14 protein-coding genes are annotated in these 14,654 nt (G+C 66.9%); 11 read left to right on the top strand and 3 right to left on the bottom strand.

Features of this window, described 5'->3' with window-relative positions:
• Positions 1-134: 134 nt before the first annotated feature.
• The 8 genes from BN3266_RS11765 to BN3266_RS11735 all read left to right on the top strand — a co-directional run bounded on the left by BN3266_RS11765 (position 135) and on the right by BN3266_RS11735 (position 7,163).
• Positions 135-1,109 (top strand): PhoH family protein, encoded by a 975-nt coding sequence (locus tag BN3266_RS11765; protein ID WP_059005277.1) that lies wholly within the window; start codon positions 135-137, stop codon positions 1,107-1,109.
• Positions 1,110-1,181: 72 nt separating this feature from the next.
• Positions 1,182-1,682: an rRNA maturation RNase YbeY gene (gene ybeY, locus BN3266_RS11760; RefSeq protein WP_044991953.1), complete on the top strand. Its 501-nt coding sequence runs from the start codon at positions 1,182-1,184 to the stop codon at positions 1,680-1,682.
• 75 nt (positions 1,683-1,757) lie between these two features.
• Positions 1,758-2,204 (top strand): diacylglycerol kinase family protein, encoded by a 447-nt coding sequence (locus BN3266_RS11755; protein WP_075109752.1) that lies wholly within the window; start codon positions 1,758-1,760, stop codon positions 2,202-2,204.
• Positions 2,205-2,213: 9 nt separating this feature from the next.
• Entirely contained in the window at positions 2,214-3,125 is a 912-nt protein-coding gene (era, locus tag BN3266_RS11750) for a GTPase Era (RefSeq protein ID WP_021659323.1), read from the top strand.
• Positions 3,126-3,285: 160 nt separating this feature from the next.
• Positions 3,286-3,447, top strand: coding sequence for a hypothetical protein (locus BN3266_RS13990; protein WP_154669079.1), 162 nt, complete (start codon positions 3,286-3,288; stop codon positions 3,445-3,447).
• Positions 3,395-4,144: a DNA repair protein RecO gene (recO, locus tag BN3266_RS11745; protein WP_082671823.1), complete on the top strand. Its 750-nt coding sequence runs from the start codon at positions 3,395-3,397 to the stop codon at positions 4,142-4,144. Before BN3266_RS13990 ends, recO begins: the two co-directional genes overlap by 53 nt.
• Before the next feature lie 79 nt (positions 4,145-4,223).
• A complete protein-coding gene (locus BN3266_RS11740) occupies positions 4,224-6,578 on the top strand; it encodes an endonuclease MutS2 (RefSeq protein ID WP_059005276.1) in 2,355 nt (784 codons plus the stop codon).
• A 27-nt stretch (positions 6,579-6,605) separates the two neighbouring features.
• A complete protein-coding gene (locus BN3266_RS11735; protein WP_044992461.1) occupies positions 6,606-7,163 on the top strand; it encodes a hypothetical protein in 558 nt (185 codons plus the stop codon).
• A gap of 756 nt (positions 7,164-7,919) precedes the next feature.
• On the opposite strand, the gene BN3266_RS11730 is transcribed toward BN3266_RS11735, so the two are convergent.
• Entirely contained in the window at positions 7,920-8,360 is a 441-nt protein-coding gene (locus BN3266_RS11730) for a GNAT family N-acetyltransferase (protein ID WP_059005275.1), read from the bottom strand.
• Between the two features lie 165 nt (positions 8,361-8,525).
• Between BN3266_RS11730 and putP the strand changes: the two genes are divergently transcribed.
• Positions 8,526-10,019: a sodium/proline symporter PutP gene (putP, locus tag BN3266_RS11725; protein WP_021659841.1), complete on the top strand. Its 1,494-nt coding sequence runs from the start codon at positions 8,526-8,528 to the stop codon at positions 10,017-10,019.
• 1,191 nt (positions 10,020-11,210) lie between these two features.
• On the opposite strand, the gene BN3266_RS11715 is transcribed toward putP, so the two are convergent.
• Positions 11,211-11,540 carry a rhodanese-like domain-containing protein gene (locus BN3266_RS11715; RefSeq protein ID WP_082671821.1) on the bottom strand — a complete coding sequence of 110 codons (330 nt, stop codon included), beginning with the start codon at positions 11,538-11,540 and terminating at the stop codon, positions 11,211-11,213.
• A gap of 64 nt (positions 11,541-11,604) precedes the next feature.
• Positions 11,605-12,972: a MocR-like pyridoxine biosynthesis transcription factor PdxR gene (locus BN3266_RS11710; RefSeq protein WP_059005272.1), complete on the bottom strand. Its 1,368-nt coding sequence runs from the start codon at positions 12,970-12,972 to the stop codon at positions 11,605-11,607.
• Between the two features lie 120 nt (positions 12,973-13,092).
• On the opposite strand from BN3266_RS11710, the gene pdxS reads away from it, so the two are divergent.
• Positions 13,093-13,971, top strand: coding sequence for a pyridoxal 5'-phosphate synthase lyase subunit PdxS (gene pdxS / locus BN3266_RS11705; protein ID WP_044993025.1), 879 nt, complete (start codon positions 13,093-13,095; stop codon positions 13,969-13,971).
• 1 nt (position 13,972) lies between these two features.
• On the top strand, positions 13,973-14,548 hold the full coding sequence (gene pdxT / locus BN3266_RS11700; RefSeq protein WP_059005271.1) for a pyridoxal 5'-phosphate synthase glutaminase subunit PdxT: 576 nt from the start codon (positions 13,973-13,975) through the stop codon (positions 14,546-14,548).
• The last annotated feature ends 106 nt before the right edge of the window (positions 14,549-14,654 follow it).

The following is a 14,654-nucleotide window of genomic DNA, read 5'->3' as shown; positions in this document are numbered from 1 at the left end:
TCCGCCCGTGAGAGGGCTATTTGGCGGCAAAGGAGCCCAATCTCCCTTGTGTCGGGCGCCTCTCTTTTGGGCCCGGGGCGGCGGCGCGCCCATTCCCCTCGCCGCAGACAGCGTTGAAAAAAAGGAAGTTTTGAATGGAAGACATCGTACTGGAAAACCTCGACCCGGTCCAGCTGGCGGCCCTCTTCGGCAACCTGGACGAGAACGCCCGCCGCATCGAGGGGCGCTTTTTGGTCAAACTCACCGCCCGGGACGGGGCCCTGCACATCACCGGGGAGAGAGAGCAGGCCCACCTGGCCCAAAAGGCGGTGGAAAACCTGCTGCTCATCCTGAAAAGCGGCACCCCGCTGGACGAACAGAACGTGGGCTACACCCTGGAGATGGTGGGCGGCGGCCTGGACGAGGCGCCCCCCCAGGCCCAGCCGGGGGTGGTCTGCCTGACGGCCAAGGGCAAGCCGGTGAAGGCCAAGACCTTCGGCCAGAAGAAATACGTCGAGGCCATTGCCAAAAACAGCATCGTCTTCGGCATCGGCCCGGCGGGCACCGGCAAGACCTACTTAGCGGTGGCCATGGCCGTAAAGGCCTTCAAGGCCGGCGACGTGAGCAAGATCATCCTCACCCGCCCGGCGGTGGAGGCGGGGGAGAAGCTGGGCTTCCTCCCCGGCGACCTGCAGACCAAGGTCGACCCCTACCTGCGGCCCCTCTACGACGCCCTCTTTGAAATGCTGGGCGCCGAGAGCTTTTACAAGTATCAGGAGCGGGGGAGCATCGAGGTGGCGCCCCTGGCCTATATGCGGGGGCGCACCCTCAACGACTCCTTCATCATCCTCGACGAGGCGCAGAACACCACCCCCGAGCAGATGAAGATGTTCCTCACCCGGCTGGGGGCGGGCTCCAAGGCGGTGGTCACCGGCGACGTCACCCAGATCGACCTGCCGGAGAAGAAAAAGAGCGGCCTGGTGGTCTCGGCCGACATCGTCAAGGGCATCAAGGGGATCGAGCAGATCTACTTCACCGAGAAGGACGTGGTCCGCCACCGCCTGGTGATGGAGATCATCCGCGCCTACGAGGCGTATTACCGCCGCACCCCCGAGGGAAAAGAGGAGTAGTCCCTCCCGGCCGGGCCCTCCCCGGCGAGAGGTTCTGTGACAGGACGACAAAATAAGCGAAGGAGAATGAACATGGCTCTCGTAAAGGTATCCATCACCAACCGCCAGAAGAAGGTCAAACTGCCCTCCGGGCTGCGGCTGCTGGTCCGCCGGGCCTGCAACGCCGTTTTGACCGCCGAGAAATTTGCGGGGCCCGCCGAGGTGAGCGTCACCTTTGTGGACAACGAGCAGATCCAGGAGCTCAACGCCGAGTACCGGGGCAAGGACATCTCCACCGACGTCCTCTCCTTTCCCCTGGGGGAAAACGGCAAGTTCGACAAGAACCGGGAGACCGGCGCCTACGTGCTGGGCGACGTGGTGATCTCGGCTGAGAAGGCGGTGCTGCAAGCCGAGATCTACGGCCACTCCCTGCAGAGGGAGATCGCCTTCCTCACCGTCCACTCGATGCTGCACATCCTGGGCTACGACCACGTGGCCGGGGGGATGGAGCAGGTGCGGATGCGGGAGAAGGAAGAGGCCATCATGCTGCAGCTGGGCCTGCCCCGGGACGCCAGCTACGTCAGCGAGGAGTGATCTTGCGCCCCCACCGCCCGGCGGCCCTGGGCCGGGCGGGTGCGGCGTGGGCGGCGCGGGGGTGCGGGAAAGGGGATGCCCGGCGGGGTGGGGCTCTGGCAGGCCCTGCGGGCCGAGCGCAACCTGCGCATCCACCTGGCGGCCACCGCGCTGGTCTTCTCCCTGGCCCCCTTCTACCCCTTTGACCGGGGGGACTGGGCCCTCCTCTTTCTGGCCTGCGGGCTGGTCTGGGGGGCCGAGCTCCTCAACACCGCCGTCGAGCGGCTCTGCGACCGGGTCTGCCCGGACAGGGACCGCGCCATCGGCTGGGTCAAGGACGCGGCGGCGGGCGGGGTGCTGGCCTGCGCGGTTTTTGCCGCGGGCGCGGGGGTCTGCCTCTTTGCCGACCCGGCGGGGCTTCGCGCCCTCGGGGCGGCGATCAGGACCCCGCTGGGGGCCGGGGCGGCCCTGGCCCTCCTCGCCGCGCTGGGGCTCTTTGTCCTCTGCGGCGGGAAAAGAAAAGACGATAAAACCCATTTTTAAGGAGAAAATATGACGGAACAACCAATCAGCAAATCGGTCTTTGTCAGCCTGGTGGGCAGGCCCAACGTGGGCAAGTCCTCCCTTCTCAACGCCGTGGTGGGGGAGAAGGTGGCCATCGTCTCGGACAAGCCCCAGACCACCCGCACCCGCATCACCGGGGTGCTCACCCGGGGGGCGACCCAGCTGGTCTTCATCGACACCCCGGGGCTGCACAAGGGCAAGACCAAGCTCAGCGAGCAGATGAACCGGGCGGTGACCCAGTCCATCGGCGACGTGGACGTGCAGGTGCTGGTGGTGGAGCCCGAGGGCCCCATCGGCGCCGCCGAGGAGAGCTTGCTGGCCAGCATCCGCCAGTCGGGGGCGCCGGCGATCCTCTGCGTCAACAAGGTGGACACGGTGTCAAACAAGGAGTCCCTGCTGCTGCGCACCGCCCAGTTCACCGAGAAATACCCCTTTGCCGAGGTGTTTTACACCTCCGCCCTTCAAAACGACGGGGTGGAGGAGCTGGTGCGCGCCCTGGAGGGATACGCCTCCGAGAGCCCCCACTTCTTCCCCGACGACGCCTTTACCGACCAGCCCGAGCGGGTGATCGTGGCCGAGATCGTGCGGGAGAAGATCCTGCGCAACACCGCCCAGGAGATCCCCCACGGCACCGCGGTGGTGGTGGAGAAGTTTGCCGAGCGGGAGGGCAAAAAGGATCTGGTGGACATCGACTGCACCCTCTACTGCGAGCGGCCCAACCACAAGGGGATGCTCATCGGCAAGGGCGGCTCGATGCTCAAAAAGATCCTCACCCAGTCCCGCCAGGACATCGAGGCCTTTTTGGGCTGCCAGGTCAACTTGCAGTGCTGGGTCAAGGTGAAAGAGGACTGGCGAAACAAGGACCGGCTGATCCAAAACTTCGGCCTCAAGGTCGAATAAAAGCCCTTTTGGGCGCAGGGCAGCGGCCGGGGGCCGCCAAAAATCACCCCCGGCGGCCGCCGGTTTTCCGCCAAAACGGCGAACCTGTTTTTGACAGGACTAATCTCCCCCCCAGGGGCCGATGCTAGTTTTGCAGAGGTCAAAAAAAGGGGGAGTCGCCGTGTATACCGACGAGAGCCAGCAGCTCTGGGCCCAGTTTGAGATGACCGGCAGCGTGGGGGACTACCTGCGCTACCGGCAGGCCAAGGAGCGCACCGGGGAGGTCGAAAATGGCCTATACACAGATGTGCGGGATCGTGATCCGCGAAGTGCAGGTCGGTGAGGCGGACAAGATCGTCCACCTGCTCACCGACCGGGCGGGCATCGTCTCGGCCTCGGCCAAGGGGGCCATGCGGGTCAAGAGCAAGCTCGTCAGCGCCACCGGACTGCTGACCTATTCCAGCTTTTCCCTCTACGAGGGAAAGGCGATGTACATAATCGAGGACGCCAAGGTCCTCAACCAGTTTTGGAACCTGCGAAAGGACGTGGTGGACCTCTCCACCGCCGTCTACTTTTTGGAACTGATCCGCCGCCTGAGCCCCGACGAGCCCGACCTCTCGGGCCACCTGCGGCTGCTTTTGAACACCCTGCACTTTTTGGACGCCAAAAAGCGCGACCGGCTGCTGCTCAAGGCCCTGTTTGAGCTGCGGCTGCTGGCCATGAGCGGCTACATGCCCGATTTGGTGGGCTGCTGCCGCTGCGGCGGGTACGAGTGCGCCGGGGGGATGCTCTTCTCCCCCCAAAACGGCAACCTCCTCTGCCGCGACTGCGCCCAGCCCGGCGACGGGGGGCGGTATGTACCCCTCTCCCCGGGGCTGCTGGCGGCCATGCGCCACATCATCTACAGCGATTTTTCGGCCCTCTTCAACTTTCGCGTCGAGCCCGAGACCGGGGCGGCCCTGGCCCGGCTGGCCGAGCAGTACCTGCTCTGCCAGACCGAGGGGGGCTTTCAGGCGCTGGACTTTTTGAAGTCCCTGTGAGGGGGCCGCCTGCGAGGACCACCCACCGGTGGCAGGGCAGAGCGCTGCCCGCCGCCGCGCCACAGTGAGGATACGACCATTGAACGCGGAAAAACACTACAAGACGCTGGAGTTCGACAAGATTTTGCTCCAGCTGCAAAAAAAGACCTTTTGCGAGAAAAACGAGACCCTCTCCTTTGAGGACCTGCTCTGCCCCTCGACCGACGAGGCCAGGGAGGCGCTGGCGCGCACCGACGAGATGTACACCCTGCTGCTGCGCTACGGCGACCCCGGGGTGGGGCGGGTGAGCGACCTCTCCCGGCCCCTGACCCGGGCGGACAAGGGCGGGGTGCTCTCCATCAAAGAGCTTTTGGGGGTGCGGGGGTTGCTGGGCGCCTGCCGCACTGTGCAGGACTGGTACCAGAACAGCCGCCAGGTGGGCAGCGGGCTGCTGGACCCCTACTTTGCCTACCTGACCTTTCACGACGGCATCTACCGCCGCCTGGGGGACGCCATCTTGAACGAGGAGGAGCTGGCCGACTCGGCCAGCCCGGAGCTGCACTCCATCCGCCGGGGGATCCTGCGGGCCCAGAACCGGGCGCGGGAGAAGCTGGAGGACATCCTCCGCTCCTCCTCCCAGCAGAAATATCTCCAGGAGGCCCTGGTCACCATGCGGGACGGGCGGTTTGTGCTGCCGGTCAAGAGCGAGTTCCGCACCCAGGTGCCCGGGCTGGTGCACGACGCCTCCCAGAGCGGGGCCACCCTCTTTGTGGAGCCGATGGCGGTGGTGGACCTGAACAACGAGGTGCGGATGCTGCGGGGCAAGGAGCAGGAGGAGATCGAGCGCATCCTTCAGGAGCTCACCGAGCTGGTGGTCTCCTGCAAGGCCGACCTGCTGGCCGACTACGACCTGCTGGCCGCCATCGACCTGCTGCTGGCCAAGGCCAAGCTGGCCAAGGCCCTGGACTGCACCGCCCCCGAGATGGGGGACGAGCAGCAGATCGACCTGCGGGGGGCCCGCCACCCCCTGATCGCCGCCGGGGATGTGGTGCCCATCGACATCTCCCTGGGGCGGGACTTCGACACCCTGGTCATCACCGGGCCCAACACCGGCGGCAAGACCGTCTGTCTCAAGACCCTGGGGCTCTTTGCCCTCATGGCCAAGAGCGGGCTGCTCATCCCCGCCAAGAAGGGGAGCCGGGTGGACTACTTCGCCCACGTCTACGCCGACATCGGCGACGAGCAGTCCATCGAGCAGAGCCTGTCCACCTTCTCCTCCCACATGGTCAACATCATCGGGCTGCTCAAGGAGGCGGGCCGGGGCTCCCTGGTGCTGCTGGACGAGCTGGGGGCGGGGACCGACCCCACCGAGGGGGCGGCCCTGGCCATCGCCGTGCTGGAACACCTGCGCGCGGCCCGCTGCCGCACCGCCGCCTCCACCCACTACGCAGAGCTGAAGATGTACGCCCTGAAGGAGCCGCGGGTGGAGAACGCCAGCTGCGAGTTCGACGTGGAGAGCCTGCGCCCCACCTACCGCCTCATCGTGGGGGTGCCGGGGCGCTCCAACGCCTTTGCTATCGCCGGCAAGCTGGGGATGAGCAGGATGGTGCTGGACGCGGCGCGGGGCTACATTCAAAAGGACGACATCAAGTTCGAGGACGTCATCGAGAGCCTGGAGCAGAAGCGCAGCGAGCTCACCCGCCAGTTGGAGCGGGCCGAGCAGTACGCCGCCAAGCAAAAGCGCCAGCAGGAGTACGCCGAGAAGGAGCTCTACCGCCAGCTCAAAGCGGCCAAGCAGGAGGCGGAGGAGGCCCACATCGCCGCCCAGCGGGTCATTGAACAGACCAAGCGGGAGGCGGAGGCGGTCATCGCTGAAATCAAGGAGCGAAACCGCAAGAAGGACGCCGCCCTCACCCCCGGCGCGGTGCGCAACCGGGTGGACAAACTCTACGACGTGGCCGGCAGCCAGCCCCAGGTGGACGACCACTACACCCTGCCCCGCCCCCTGAAGGTGGGGGACGTGGTCACCCTGCGGGAGATGAACACCCCCGCCGAGGTGGTGGAGATCAAGGGCGAGGACGTGACCATCCAGACCGGGGCCATCAAGACCCGGGTGAAGATGAAGGACGTTCGCCTCTCGGGCAAGAAGATGCCCAAGAGCGGCGAGCGCAGCGCCCGCCGGGTGGCGGGCAGCAGCCAGAAGACCCGCCGCGCGGCCCTGGAGATCGACCTGCGGGGCCAGAGCGTGGACGAGGCGGTGATGGAGCTGGACGGCTTCATCGACCGGGCCGTCCTCTCGGGGATGGAGCAGATCTCCATCATCCACGGCAAGGGGACCGGGGCCCTGCGCGCCGGCATCCACAGCTACCTCAAGCGGCACAAGAACGTGGCCGGGTTTCGGCTGGGCACCTTTGGCGAGGGGGAGGCGGGGGTCACCATCGCCACCCTCAAATAAAGGGCTCAAAAAAGGGAGGAATCGCCGGTGAAGATGGACACCTATCTGCAAAAGACCCTCAAGAAAATCGATCTGCCCGAGGGGGACAAGGCCCTCATCGAGGCGGACCTGCGCCGCGAGATCGAGGAGAAGCGGGCCGCCGGGATGCGGGACTGGCGCATCCGCCGGAAGATGGGGCAGCCGGTCTGCCTGGCGGCCTACTGCTACACCCTCTACGGCGACCCGGTGCAAAAGGAGATCCGCCGCCTGCAGCGCTGGACGGTGAGCCTGCGGCTGGCCACCGCCGTCTTCACCCTGTTGGCGGCCGTCTGCTACCTGCTGCGCTTCTTTGCCAGCCGGGGGACGGTGCAGGTGGCCTTCAGCGACACCGTCCTGCAGGAGGCCACCCTGCGGATGGCCCCCCTGATGCAGGTGATGGAGGGGCTGGCCCTGGGGTTTTTCTTCTCGGCGGCCATCTTCGCCCTCCTCTCCCTGCTGGCCGACCACTGCCAGCAGAAGCTGGGCGGCCAGGCGAGCCCTTCGGCGGTGCTGGAATGGCTCCACCGCCTGGCCGGTCGGCGCAAAGAGGGGGAGAGCCGGCAGTAGGCCGAGGGGAGCAAAAAATAGAGGGAGGGCCCGGCGCGGGGTGCGCCGGGCCCTCTTTTTTATTTTGTCGGCGGGAGCCGCCGGGGGAGATGTCCCAAAGGGGGCGTTTGCTGCGGCATTGAGCGGACTGCCAGCGGCGGAGGGACGACCCGAAGAGGATGTCACAAGAACGCTTCCTTGGCCATAGGGCAGGCAGTGCAAGTGCAGGGGAAGCGAAATTTCGGCGGGTCTTCGCCTGCCTGCCGTCGCCGGGCCCTTACGCGGCCGGAGCGGGCGAGCGGATGTGTGGGTGGTCGCAGCGGTCCCGTTGGCGCCCTGTCCTCCGGCTCTGCCGGTGGCGGGGTGAGAGGAAGGGCGCGAAAGGCGCAAGAGAGGGCGGCCCGGTTGGCCGGTGGCGGCGGGCGGGATGCGATCGATGCCCTCGGGGGCAAGGCCCGCATGGTCTCCTTTTAGGGGTGGCGCACACCGGGGGTTGGCCGGTGGCTTTGATTGGGTCGGGGGGAGAAGAAGCCCCTTGGGCGCTGCCGGGGGCGACGCCGAGGGGACTGCATTTGGGAGTGCGGGCGTGGGCAGACTTTTTCCACCTGCAGGCTGGCGGAGAGGGAGGGGCGGTGCCCTGTCGGCCGCTGGGGCGGCGACGGCCCGCGGCGTTTTGCGCCTCCAAAAGGCCTGCCGCCGCTGGGGTGGACAGATAGAGAAAGAGGCGACCGGCCCGGGTGGGCTGACCGCCGCTTTTGGCGCTTTGGAAAGGGAAAGTCAGTTGGGTTTGACCATGCAGCGGTAGGGGAGGAACTGAAAGCCCTGCCGCCCGTAGAGGCGGATGGCCCCCTCGTTCTCGGCGGTCACATCCAGCCGGAAGGCCGCCGCCTCGCGGTACTCGGTGAAGAGCCAGTCGAAGAAGGCCCGGCCGAGCCCCCTGCCCTGAAAGGCCGGGTCGACGTAGAGCTCTTCCAGCAGCACCAACAGGCCGCCGAACTCGCAGGTGTGGGAGAGGGAGAGCAGGGCGTAGCCCGCGGGGGCGCCCCCCTCCTCCAGCAGCAGACCCCGCACATAGGGGCTTTTCTCCACCGCCAGCGCAAAGGTCTTCTCCCGGTAGGCGTCGGGGATGTCGTGATCGGTGGCGTCGGTGTGGTAGAAGGCCCGCGAGAGGGTGAGAAATGTGTCTCGATCTGCATGGGCGAAGTCTCGTATATTCATTTTTTGCCCTCCTTTTCGGCATTCGACCGCTATTATACCACAGGTTTTACAATATTCCAAATCGAACATTGCGGTTGGGTCCAAAAAAAGGTATAATACAAATATCTCTGCGTCGGGCCCTCGGGCCCGGGCGCGGCAACGATCTGAAAAGAGGGGGATTTTTCTGTGGAAGTCAGTGTCACCACACTGATCACCTTCGTTCTCTACCTGCTGTTGATGGTGGGGATCGGGGTGTTCTTTTTCAACAAATCAAACAACCTGTCCGACTACTTTTTGGGCGGACGGGGCCTGGGGAGCTGGGTCACCGCCATCAGCGCCCAGGCCTCGGACATGAGCGGGTGGCTGCTCATGGGGCTGCCCGCGGCGGCCTACATCTCGGGGCTCTCGGCCTCCTGGATCGCCATCGGCCTGGGGCTGGGCACCTACCTCAACTGGAAGGTGGTGGCCGGGCGGCTGCGCAGCTTTACCGAGCTGTCGGGCGACGCCATCACCATCCCCGAGTACCTGGAAAACCGCTTTATGAGCAAGTCCAAGGTGCTGCGGCTGTGCTGCGCGGTCATCATCTTCGTCTTCTTCCTGGTCTACACCGCGTCGGCCTTTAACGCCGGGGCCAAACTCTTCATGTACGTGCTGGGGATGGACAGCTATGTGGCCGCCCTCACCATCGGCGCGCTCATCATCATCGCCTACACCTTCTTGGGAGGCTTTTTGGCCGTCTGCTGGACCGACCTGATCCAGGGCATCCTCATGTTCTGCGCCATTGTGCTGGTGCCGGTGCTGGCGGTGATGAACGTGCCCGACTTCTCCCTCTCCACCCTGACATCCATCGCCGGGGGGAGTTTCACCAGCTTCTTCAACAGCCCCCAGGGGGCCCTCTCCTTCACGGCCATCATCTCCAGCCTGGCCTGGGGGCTGGGCTACTTCGGGATGCCCCACATCCTCACCCGCTTCATGGCCATCAAGAGCCGCTCCCTCATCAAGCGCTCCCGCCTCATCGCCATGATCTGGGTGGTCATCTCCCTGACGGCGGCGGTGGTCATCGGCATGGTGGGGTATGTCTACCTGACCCAGGAGGGGATCGTCTACGCCGACAGCGCGGCGGCCGAGGTCATCTTCATGCAGATGGTGGGCCGGCTGGCCCCGGGACTGCTGGCGGGGGTGCTGCTCTCGGCCATCCTCGCGGCGGTGATGAGCACCGCCGACAGCCAGCTGCTGGTCACCGCCTCGGCGGTCTCCAACGACTTTTACAAGCCCCTGCTGCGCCCCCAGGCCAGCGACAAGGAGCTGATGTGGGTCAGCCGGGGGGCGGTCATCGCCGTGTCGGTGCTGGCCTACCTGCTGGCGCTGGACCCCACCAGCTCGGTGATGGGGCTGGTCTCCTACGCCTGGGCCGGGTTTGGCGCGGCCTTTGGGCCGGTGATCCTGCTCTCCCTCTTCTGGAAGCGGATGACCCTCAAGGGCGCCATCGCCGGGATGGTCTCGGGCGGCGCCGTGGTGCTGCTGTGGGAGAACCTGCCGGTCTGCAAGGCCACCGGCCTCTACTCGCTGATCCCCGGGTTCTTCCTGGCCCTGGCGCTGGTATTGGTCGTCTCCCTCTGCGACAAGGCGCCGGGCAGAGAGGTGACCGACCTCTTTGAGCGGGCCGCCAAGGCGCGGTAGGGAATCGGAATCAAAATGAAAGAGAGCCAGTCCCTGCGGGGGCTGGCTCTCTTTGTTGGGTTGGGGAGGAGGGGGCGTCGGCCGGGAAGGGAAGGGACGGGTCTCTGGCCCCCTGCGGCGGGGGGGATCTGCCGGGGGAGGGGGAGGAAAAGCAGCCGGGCGGTTTGGGTGGAGTGGGGGTGCGGGAAAGGGGATGCCCGGTGGTCGAGCCTTTGCCAGGTGGCCGCGGATGGGCTGTGAGGGACCGGCGCTGGGCGGAGAGAGGTTCTTCTGCTGTCGGTTGGACGGGGGCTTAGCAGTGTGTCCCGGCGGGTGAGCGGCTTTGCGCAGGAGAGGCTGTTCTGCGGTCAGGTGGTCGCTTGCAGTTGATTTGACACAGGCGTGGGGAGTTGGTGCTGGTGGGGAAAGGAGCCACTGCCGCCGGGTTGGGCGGGCACTTGGTCACAGAACACGGACAGGGATGTGGTTTGGCGTAGGGGAAGCTGTTTTGCCGCCGGGAGGCCCCTTTTGGCCGGTTTGTCGCAGACGCGGGGAGCCGGCGCCAATGGGGAGAGGCTTTTCGCCGATTGGGTATGGGCGACTTTATGAGGGAAGGGCTGCCCTGTTTTCGGGTGGTCGCATCGCAGCCGCTTTGCCGCAGGCGCGGGGAAGTGGTGCTGGTGGGAAAAGGAGCCACCGCCGCCGGGTTGGGCGGGCACTTGGTCACAGAGTCCGGACGGGGATGTAGTTTGGCGTAAGGGAAGCTGTTTTGTCGCCGGGAGGTCCCTTTCGGCCGGTTTGTTGCGGACGGTGAAGGTTGGAAGAGGAGTCCAGTCGCTGCCAATGGGGGATATTTGTCCACAGGACCCGAGCGGGCAGGAGGTTTTTCGGGAAAGGGGATGCCCGGTGGTCGGGCGGCCTTTTTTATCCCTTTGCCGCAGAGAAGTATGGGGAACAGACGGCGGTTGGGACCCCCTTTTTCTCTGCCGGTCGGGTTGTGGGGAAAGCGGATGTTTTTCTGATGCGGGGGCTAGGTCTTGAAAGGGGACTTGCCCGCTGTGCCAGGGCCTTCACGGGAGGCGCGAGGGGCAAGGGGCGCGGGGAGTATGCTGCCCGGGCGCGCACCGGGCGGAGAGAGACGCCCCCGGACAGGCGGCAAGCGGTCGTCTATCCGGGGGCGTTTCCTGTGCAGAGGGGGGGTGACGGCGGGCCCTAACTGCCGGACACCGTGTCGTAGGGCCAGCTCTCGATCCCGCCGAAGTGGCATACCCGGCGGTAGCCCAGACCGGCCAGCAGGGCGCTGGCCCGCAGGCTGCGCACCCCGATCTGGCAGTAGACCAACAGCAGGGCGTCCTTGTTGGGCAGCAGGGCGGGGGCCCGCTCCACCAGTTTTTCCAGGGGCAGATTGAGGGCCCCGGGGATGTGCCGGGAGCGGTACTCCTGCGGGCCCCGCACGTCGAGGATCACCGCCTCGGGGTGGGCCTGCATCAGGGCCCGGGCCGCCTGGGGGGTGATGTCCTGAAACAATTCTTGTTGCGGCATGTATACGCCTCCTCTCTCCTATGGCTGCCCCCATCCTATGAGAGAGGGGGAAAAAGGGGACCGTTCAGGGCAGCCAACAGGCCCGCAGGGTCTCCACCGCTGGGGCGATCTCCTCCCGGGGGATGGCGGAGATGGAGAAGAGCACCTGGGGGCGCTCCCCTGGGGTCAGGGGGGGCACCGGGCGCAGCTTGACCCCGGCGGCCAGGGCCCGGCGGCAGAGGGAGGCGGCGCTCTCCTCCAGCTCCAGCCGGGCGGTGAGCTGGAGGGCGCTGGCAAAGCTGCCGGGGCGGCAGAGGGGGCCGAAGGAGGCGGCGAGGCACTGGCGCAGCAGCCGGCTCTTCTCGGCGTAGAGGCGGCGCATCCGCCCGATCTGGCGGGCCAGGTGGCCGTCGGCGATCAGCCCCGCCAGGGCCAACTGCTCCAGAGTGGAGCAACTGGGGTTGTAGCGGCCCTTGAGGGGGAGGTAGCGCGCCAGCAGGGGCTGGGGCAGGGCCATGTAGCTGATGCGGATGGAGGGGAGCAGCAGCCGGGAGAAGGAGCCCAGGTAGACCACCCGGTCGTTCTCGGCCAGCCCCTGCAGGGCGGGCACCGGCTGTTTGGCGTAGCGGAACTCGCCGTTGTAGTCGTCCTCCAACAGGTAGGTGCCGGTCTGCTGGCACCAGGCCAGGAGGCGGAGCTTCTCCCCGGCGGCGAGGGGGCGGCCCCGGTAGGGGGAGGAGGGGTTCAGGTAGATGGCGGGGTAGGGGCTCTCCCGGCGGGCGAGGAGCTTTTCCAGGGAGAAGGGCTCGGCGGGGAAGCCGTGGTCGAAAAAGACCTGTTCGGCCTGCAAAAAGCCCGGGTGCTCCACCCCGATGGGCCGCCCGTCCCGCCCCAGCAGGGTGCAAAAAATCTGCAGCAGGCTCTGCACCCCGGCCCCCACCACCAGGCTTTCGGGGGTGCAGACGGCCCCACGGGAGCGGCGGGTGTACTCGCAGAGGGCCCGGCGGAGGGCGGGTTCCCCCTGGCTGTCGCCGTAGCTGGTCATGGCGGCCTGGGTCTCCAGCGCCCGGCCCAGGTAGCGCTTCCAGAGGCGGCGGTCAAAGAGGGAGGCGTCCACCGCGCTGGCGGCAAAGTCGTAGCGCACGGGGGAGGCGGGGACGGCGGCGGGCCCGGCGGCCCCGGACGGGTGGAGGGGGGGCACCACCCCCAGGGGGGAGACGGTGTAGCCGCTGCCCGGGCGGCTGGCGATATAGCCCTCGGCCAGGAGCTGGGCGTAGGCGCTCTCCACCGTGGTCTTGCTGACCTCCAAGCTGGCGCTGAGGGCGCGGATCGAGGGGAGCTGCGCCCCGGAGGGGAGCTGCCCGGCCGCCACCGCCCGCCGCACCGCCCCGGTGAGCTGGGCGTAGAGGGGCTCCGGCTTGGCGCGGTCCACTGCGAAAACAAAACTCTCCATTGCAAACTGTCCTTACTAAAAATAATAAAATTGTATATTTTCAAGGGAACAGTATGATTGTACAATGGCCCCATACCAAATGCAACCCCCGCTTGGGGGGCGACGAGAGGAGAGCGTGAGATGACAGAGCGCGAACAGATGAACCGGAACCTGGCCCAGATGCTCAAGGGCGGGGTGATCATGGACGTGACCAACCCCCGGGAGGCGGAGATCGCCCAGGAGGCGGGTGCGGTGGCGGTGATGGCCCTGGAGCGGGTGCCCTCGGACATCCGCCGGGAGGGGGGCGTGGCCCGGATGAGCGACCCCAAGATGATCGCCGAGATCCAGGCGGCCGTCTCCATCCCGGTGATGGCCAAGGCCCGCATCGGCCACATTGTGGAGGCCCGGGTGCTGGAGGCCATGAAGATCGACTTCATCGACGAGAGCGAGGTGCTCACCCCGGCGGACGACCGCTTTCACCTGGACAAGCGGGCCTTTGCGGTGCCCTTTGTCTGCGGCGCCCGCAACCTGGGGGAGGCCCTGCGCCGCATCGGCGAGGGGGCGGCCATGATCCGCACCAAGGGGGAGGCGGGCACCGGCAACATCGTCGAGGCGGTGCGCCACCAGCGCTGCATGAGCGAGGAGATCGCCCGGCTGTGCTCCCTGCCGAAAGAGGAGCGGATGAGCTTTGCCAAGGAGATCGGCGCGCCCTACGAGCTGGTCTGCCAGGTGGCCGAAGAGGGGCGGCTGCCGGTGGTCAACTTTGCCGCCGGCGGGGTGGCCACCCCGGCCGACGCGGCCCTGATGATGGTGCTGGGCAGCGAAGGGGTGTTCGTGGGCTCGGGCATCTTCCGCTCGGAGAACCCGGAGCGGCGGGCCAAGGCCATCGTCACCGCCACCACCTACTATAACGACCCCAAGATCATCGCCGAGGTGTCCCGCGATCTGGGGGAGGCCATCCGCGGCGTGGAGATCTCCCAGATCCCCGAGAGCCAGCGGATGGAGAACCGGGGCTGGTAGGATGGCGGGAGGAGAGAGGACCGTCGGGGTGCTGGCCCTGCAGGGCTCCTTTGCCGAGCACCTGGCCTGCCTGGGGCGGCTGGAGGGGGTGCGGCCCCTGCCGGTCAAGACCCCGGCCGACCTGGCGCGGGCCGAGGCGCTGATCCTGCCCGGCGGGGAGAGCACCGCCCAGAGCCGGCTGCTGCGGCGCGCCGGTCTCTGGGAGCCGCTGAAGGGCCGGTTGGCGGAGGGGATGCCCGCCTGGGGCACCTGCGCCGGGGCCATCCTCCTGGCTGGCGAGGTGGTGGGGGAGGACCCCCACCTGGGGGCGATGGACATCGCCGTGCGGCGAAACGCCTTTGGCAGCCAGTTGGACAGCTTTACCGCCCGCCAGGCGATTGCCGAGGTGGGGCCCGAGGAGCGGGCGCTGGTCTTCATCCGCGCCCCCTGGATCGAGCGGGTGGGGCCGCGGGCCCAGGTGCTCTGCCGGGTGCGGGGACAGATCGCGGCGGCCCGCCAGGGGCGGCTGCTGGCCACCGCCTTTCACCCGGAACTAACTGGAGACCTGGATTTTTATCGCTATTTCCTCTCGCTGTGAGGGGGAAACGGGAAGGGGGACGCACTGCCTGCGGGCGGCGCGTCTCTCTTTTTTTGCTCGGTTTGGGGGAAGGGGCAGTCCGGCAGTGGGTGGGGAGAGCGGCGGC

It is taken from the genome of Bittarella massiliensis (ex Durand et al. 2017), from assembly GCF_001486165.1.
GTDB classification, from domain to species: domain Bacteria; phylum Bacillota; class Clostridia; order Oscillospirales; family Ruminococcaceae; genus Bittarella; species Bittarella massiliensis.
The sequence above is the reverse complement of the archived record's forward strand: the minus strand, read 5'-3'. Positions and strand labels throughout refer to the sequence as shown.

Excerpts from the sequence above, each read along its gene's own strand:
- BN3266_RS11765 (WP_059005277.1), top strand. The coding sequence starts at position 135 with ATGGAAGACATCGTACTGGAAAACCTCGACCCGGTCCAGCTGGCGGCC.
- ybeY (WP_044991953.1), top strand. The coding sequence starts at position 1,182 with ATGGCTCTCGTAAAGGTATCCATCACCAACCGCCAGAAGAAGGTCAAA.
- BN3266_RS11755 (WP_075109752.1), top strand. The coding sequence starts at position 1,758 with ATGCCCGGCGGGGTGGGGCTCTGGCAGGCCCTGCGGGCCGAGCGCAAC.
- era (WP_021659323.1), top strand. The coding sequence starts at position 2,214 with ATGACGGAACAACCAATCAGCAAATCGGTCTTTGTCAGCCTGGTGGGC.
- recO (WP_082671823.1), top strand. The coding sequence starts at position 3,395 with ATGGCCTATACACAGATGTGCGGGATCGTGATCCGCGAAGTGCAGGTC.
- BN3266_RS11730 (WP_059005275.1), bottom strand. The coding sequence starts at position 8,360 with ATGAATATACGAGACTTCGCCCATGCAGATCGAGACACATTTCTCACC.
- BN3266_RS11715 (WP_082671821.1), bottom strand. The coding sequence starts at position 11,540 with ATGCCGCAACAAGAATTGTTTCAGGACATCACCCCCCAGGCGGCCCGG.
- BN3266_RS11710 (WP_059005272.1), bottom strand. The coding sequence starts at position 12,972 with ATGGAGAGTTTTGTTTTCGCAGTGGACCGCGCCAAGCCGGAGCCCCTC.
- pdxS (WP_044993025.1), top strand. The coding sequence starts at position 13,093 with ATGACAGAGCGCGAACAGATGAACCGGAACCTGGCCCAGATGCTCAAG.
- pdxT (WP_059005271.1), top strand. The coding sequence starts at position 13,973 with ATGGCGGGAGGAGAGAGGACCGTCGGGGTGCTGGCCCTGCAGGGCTCC.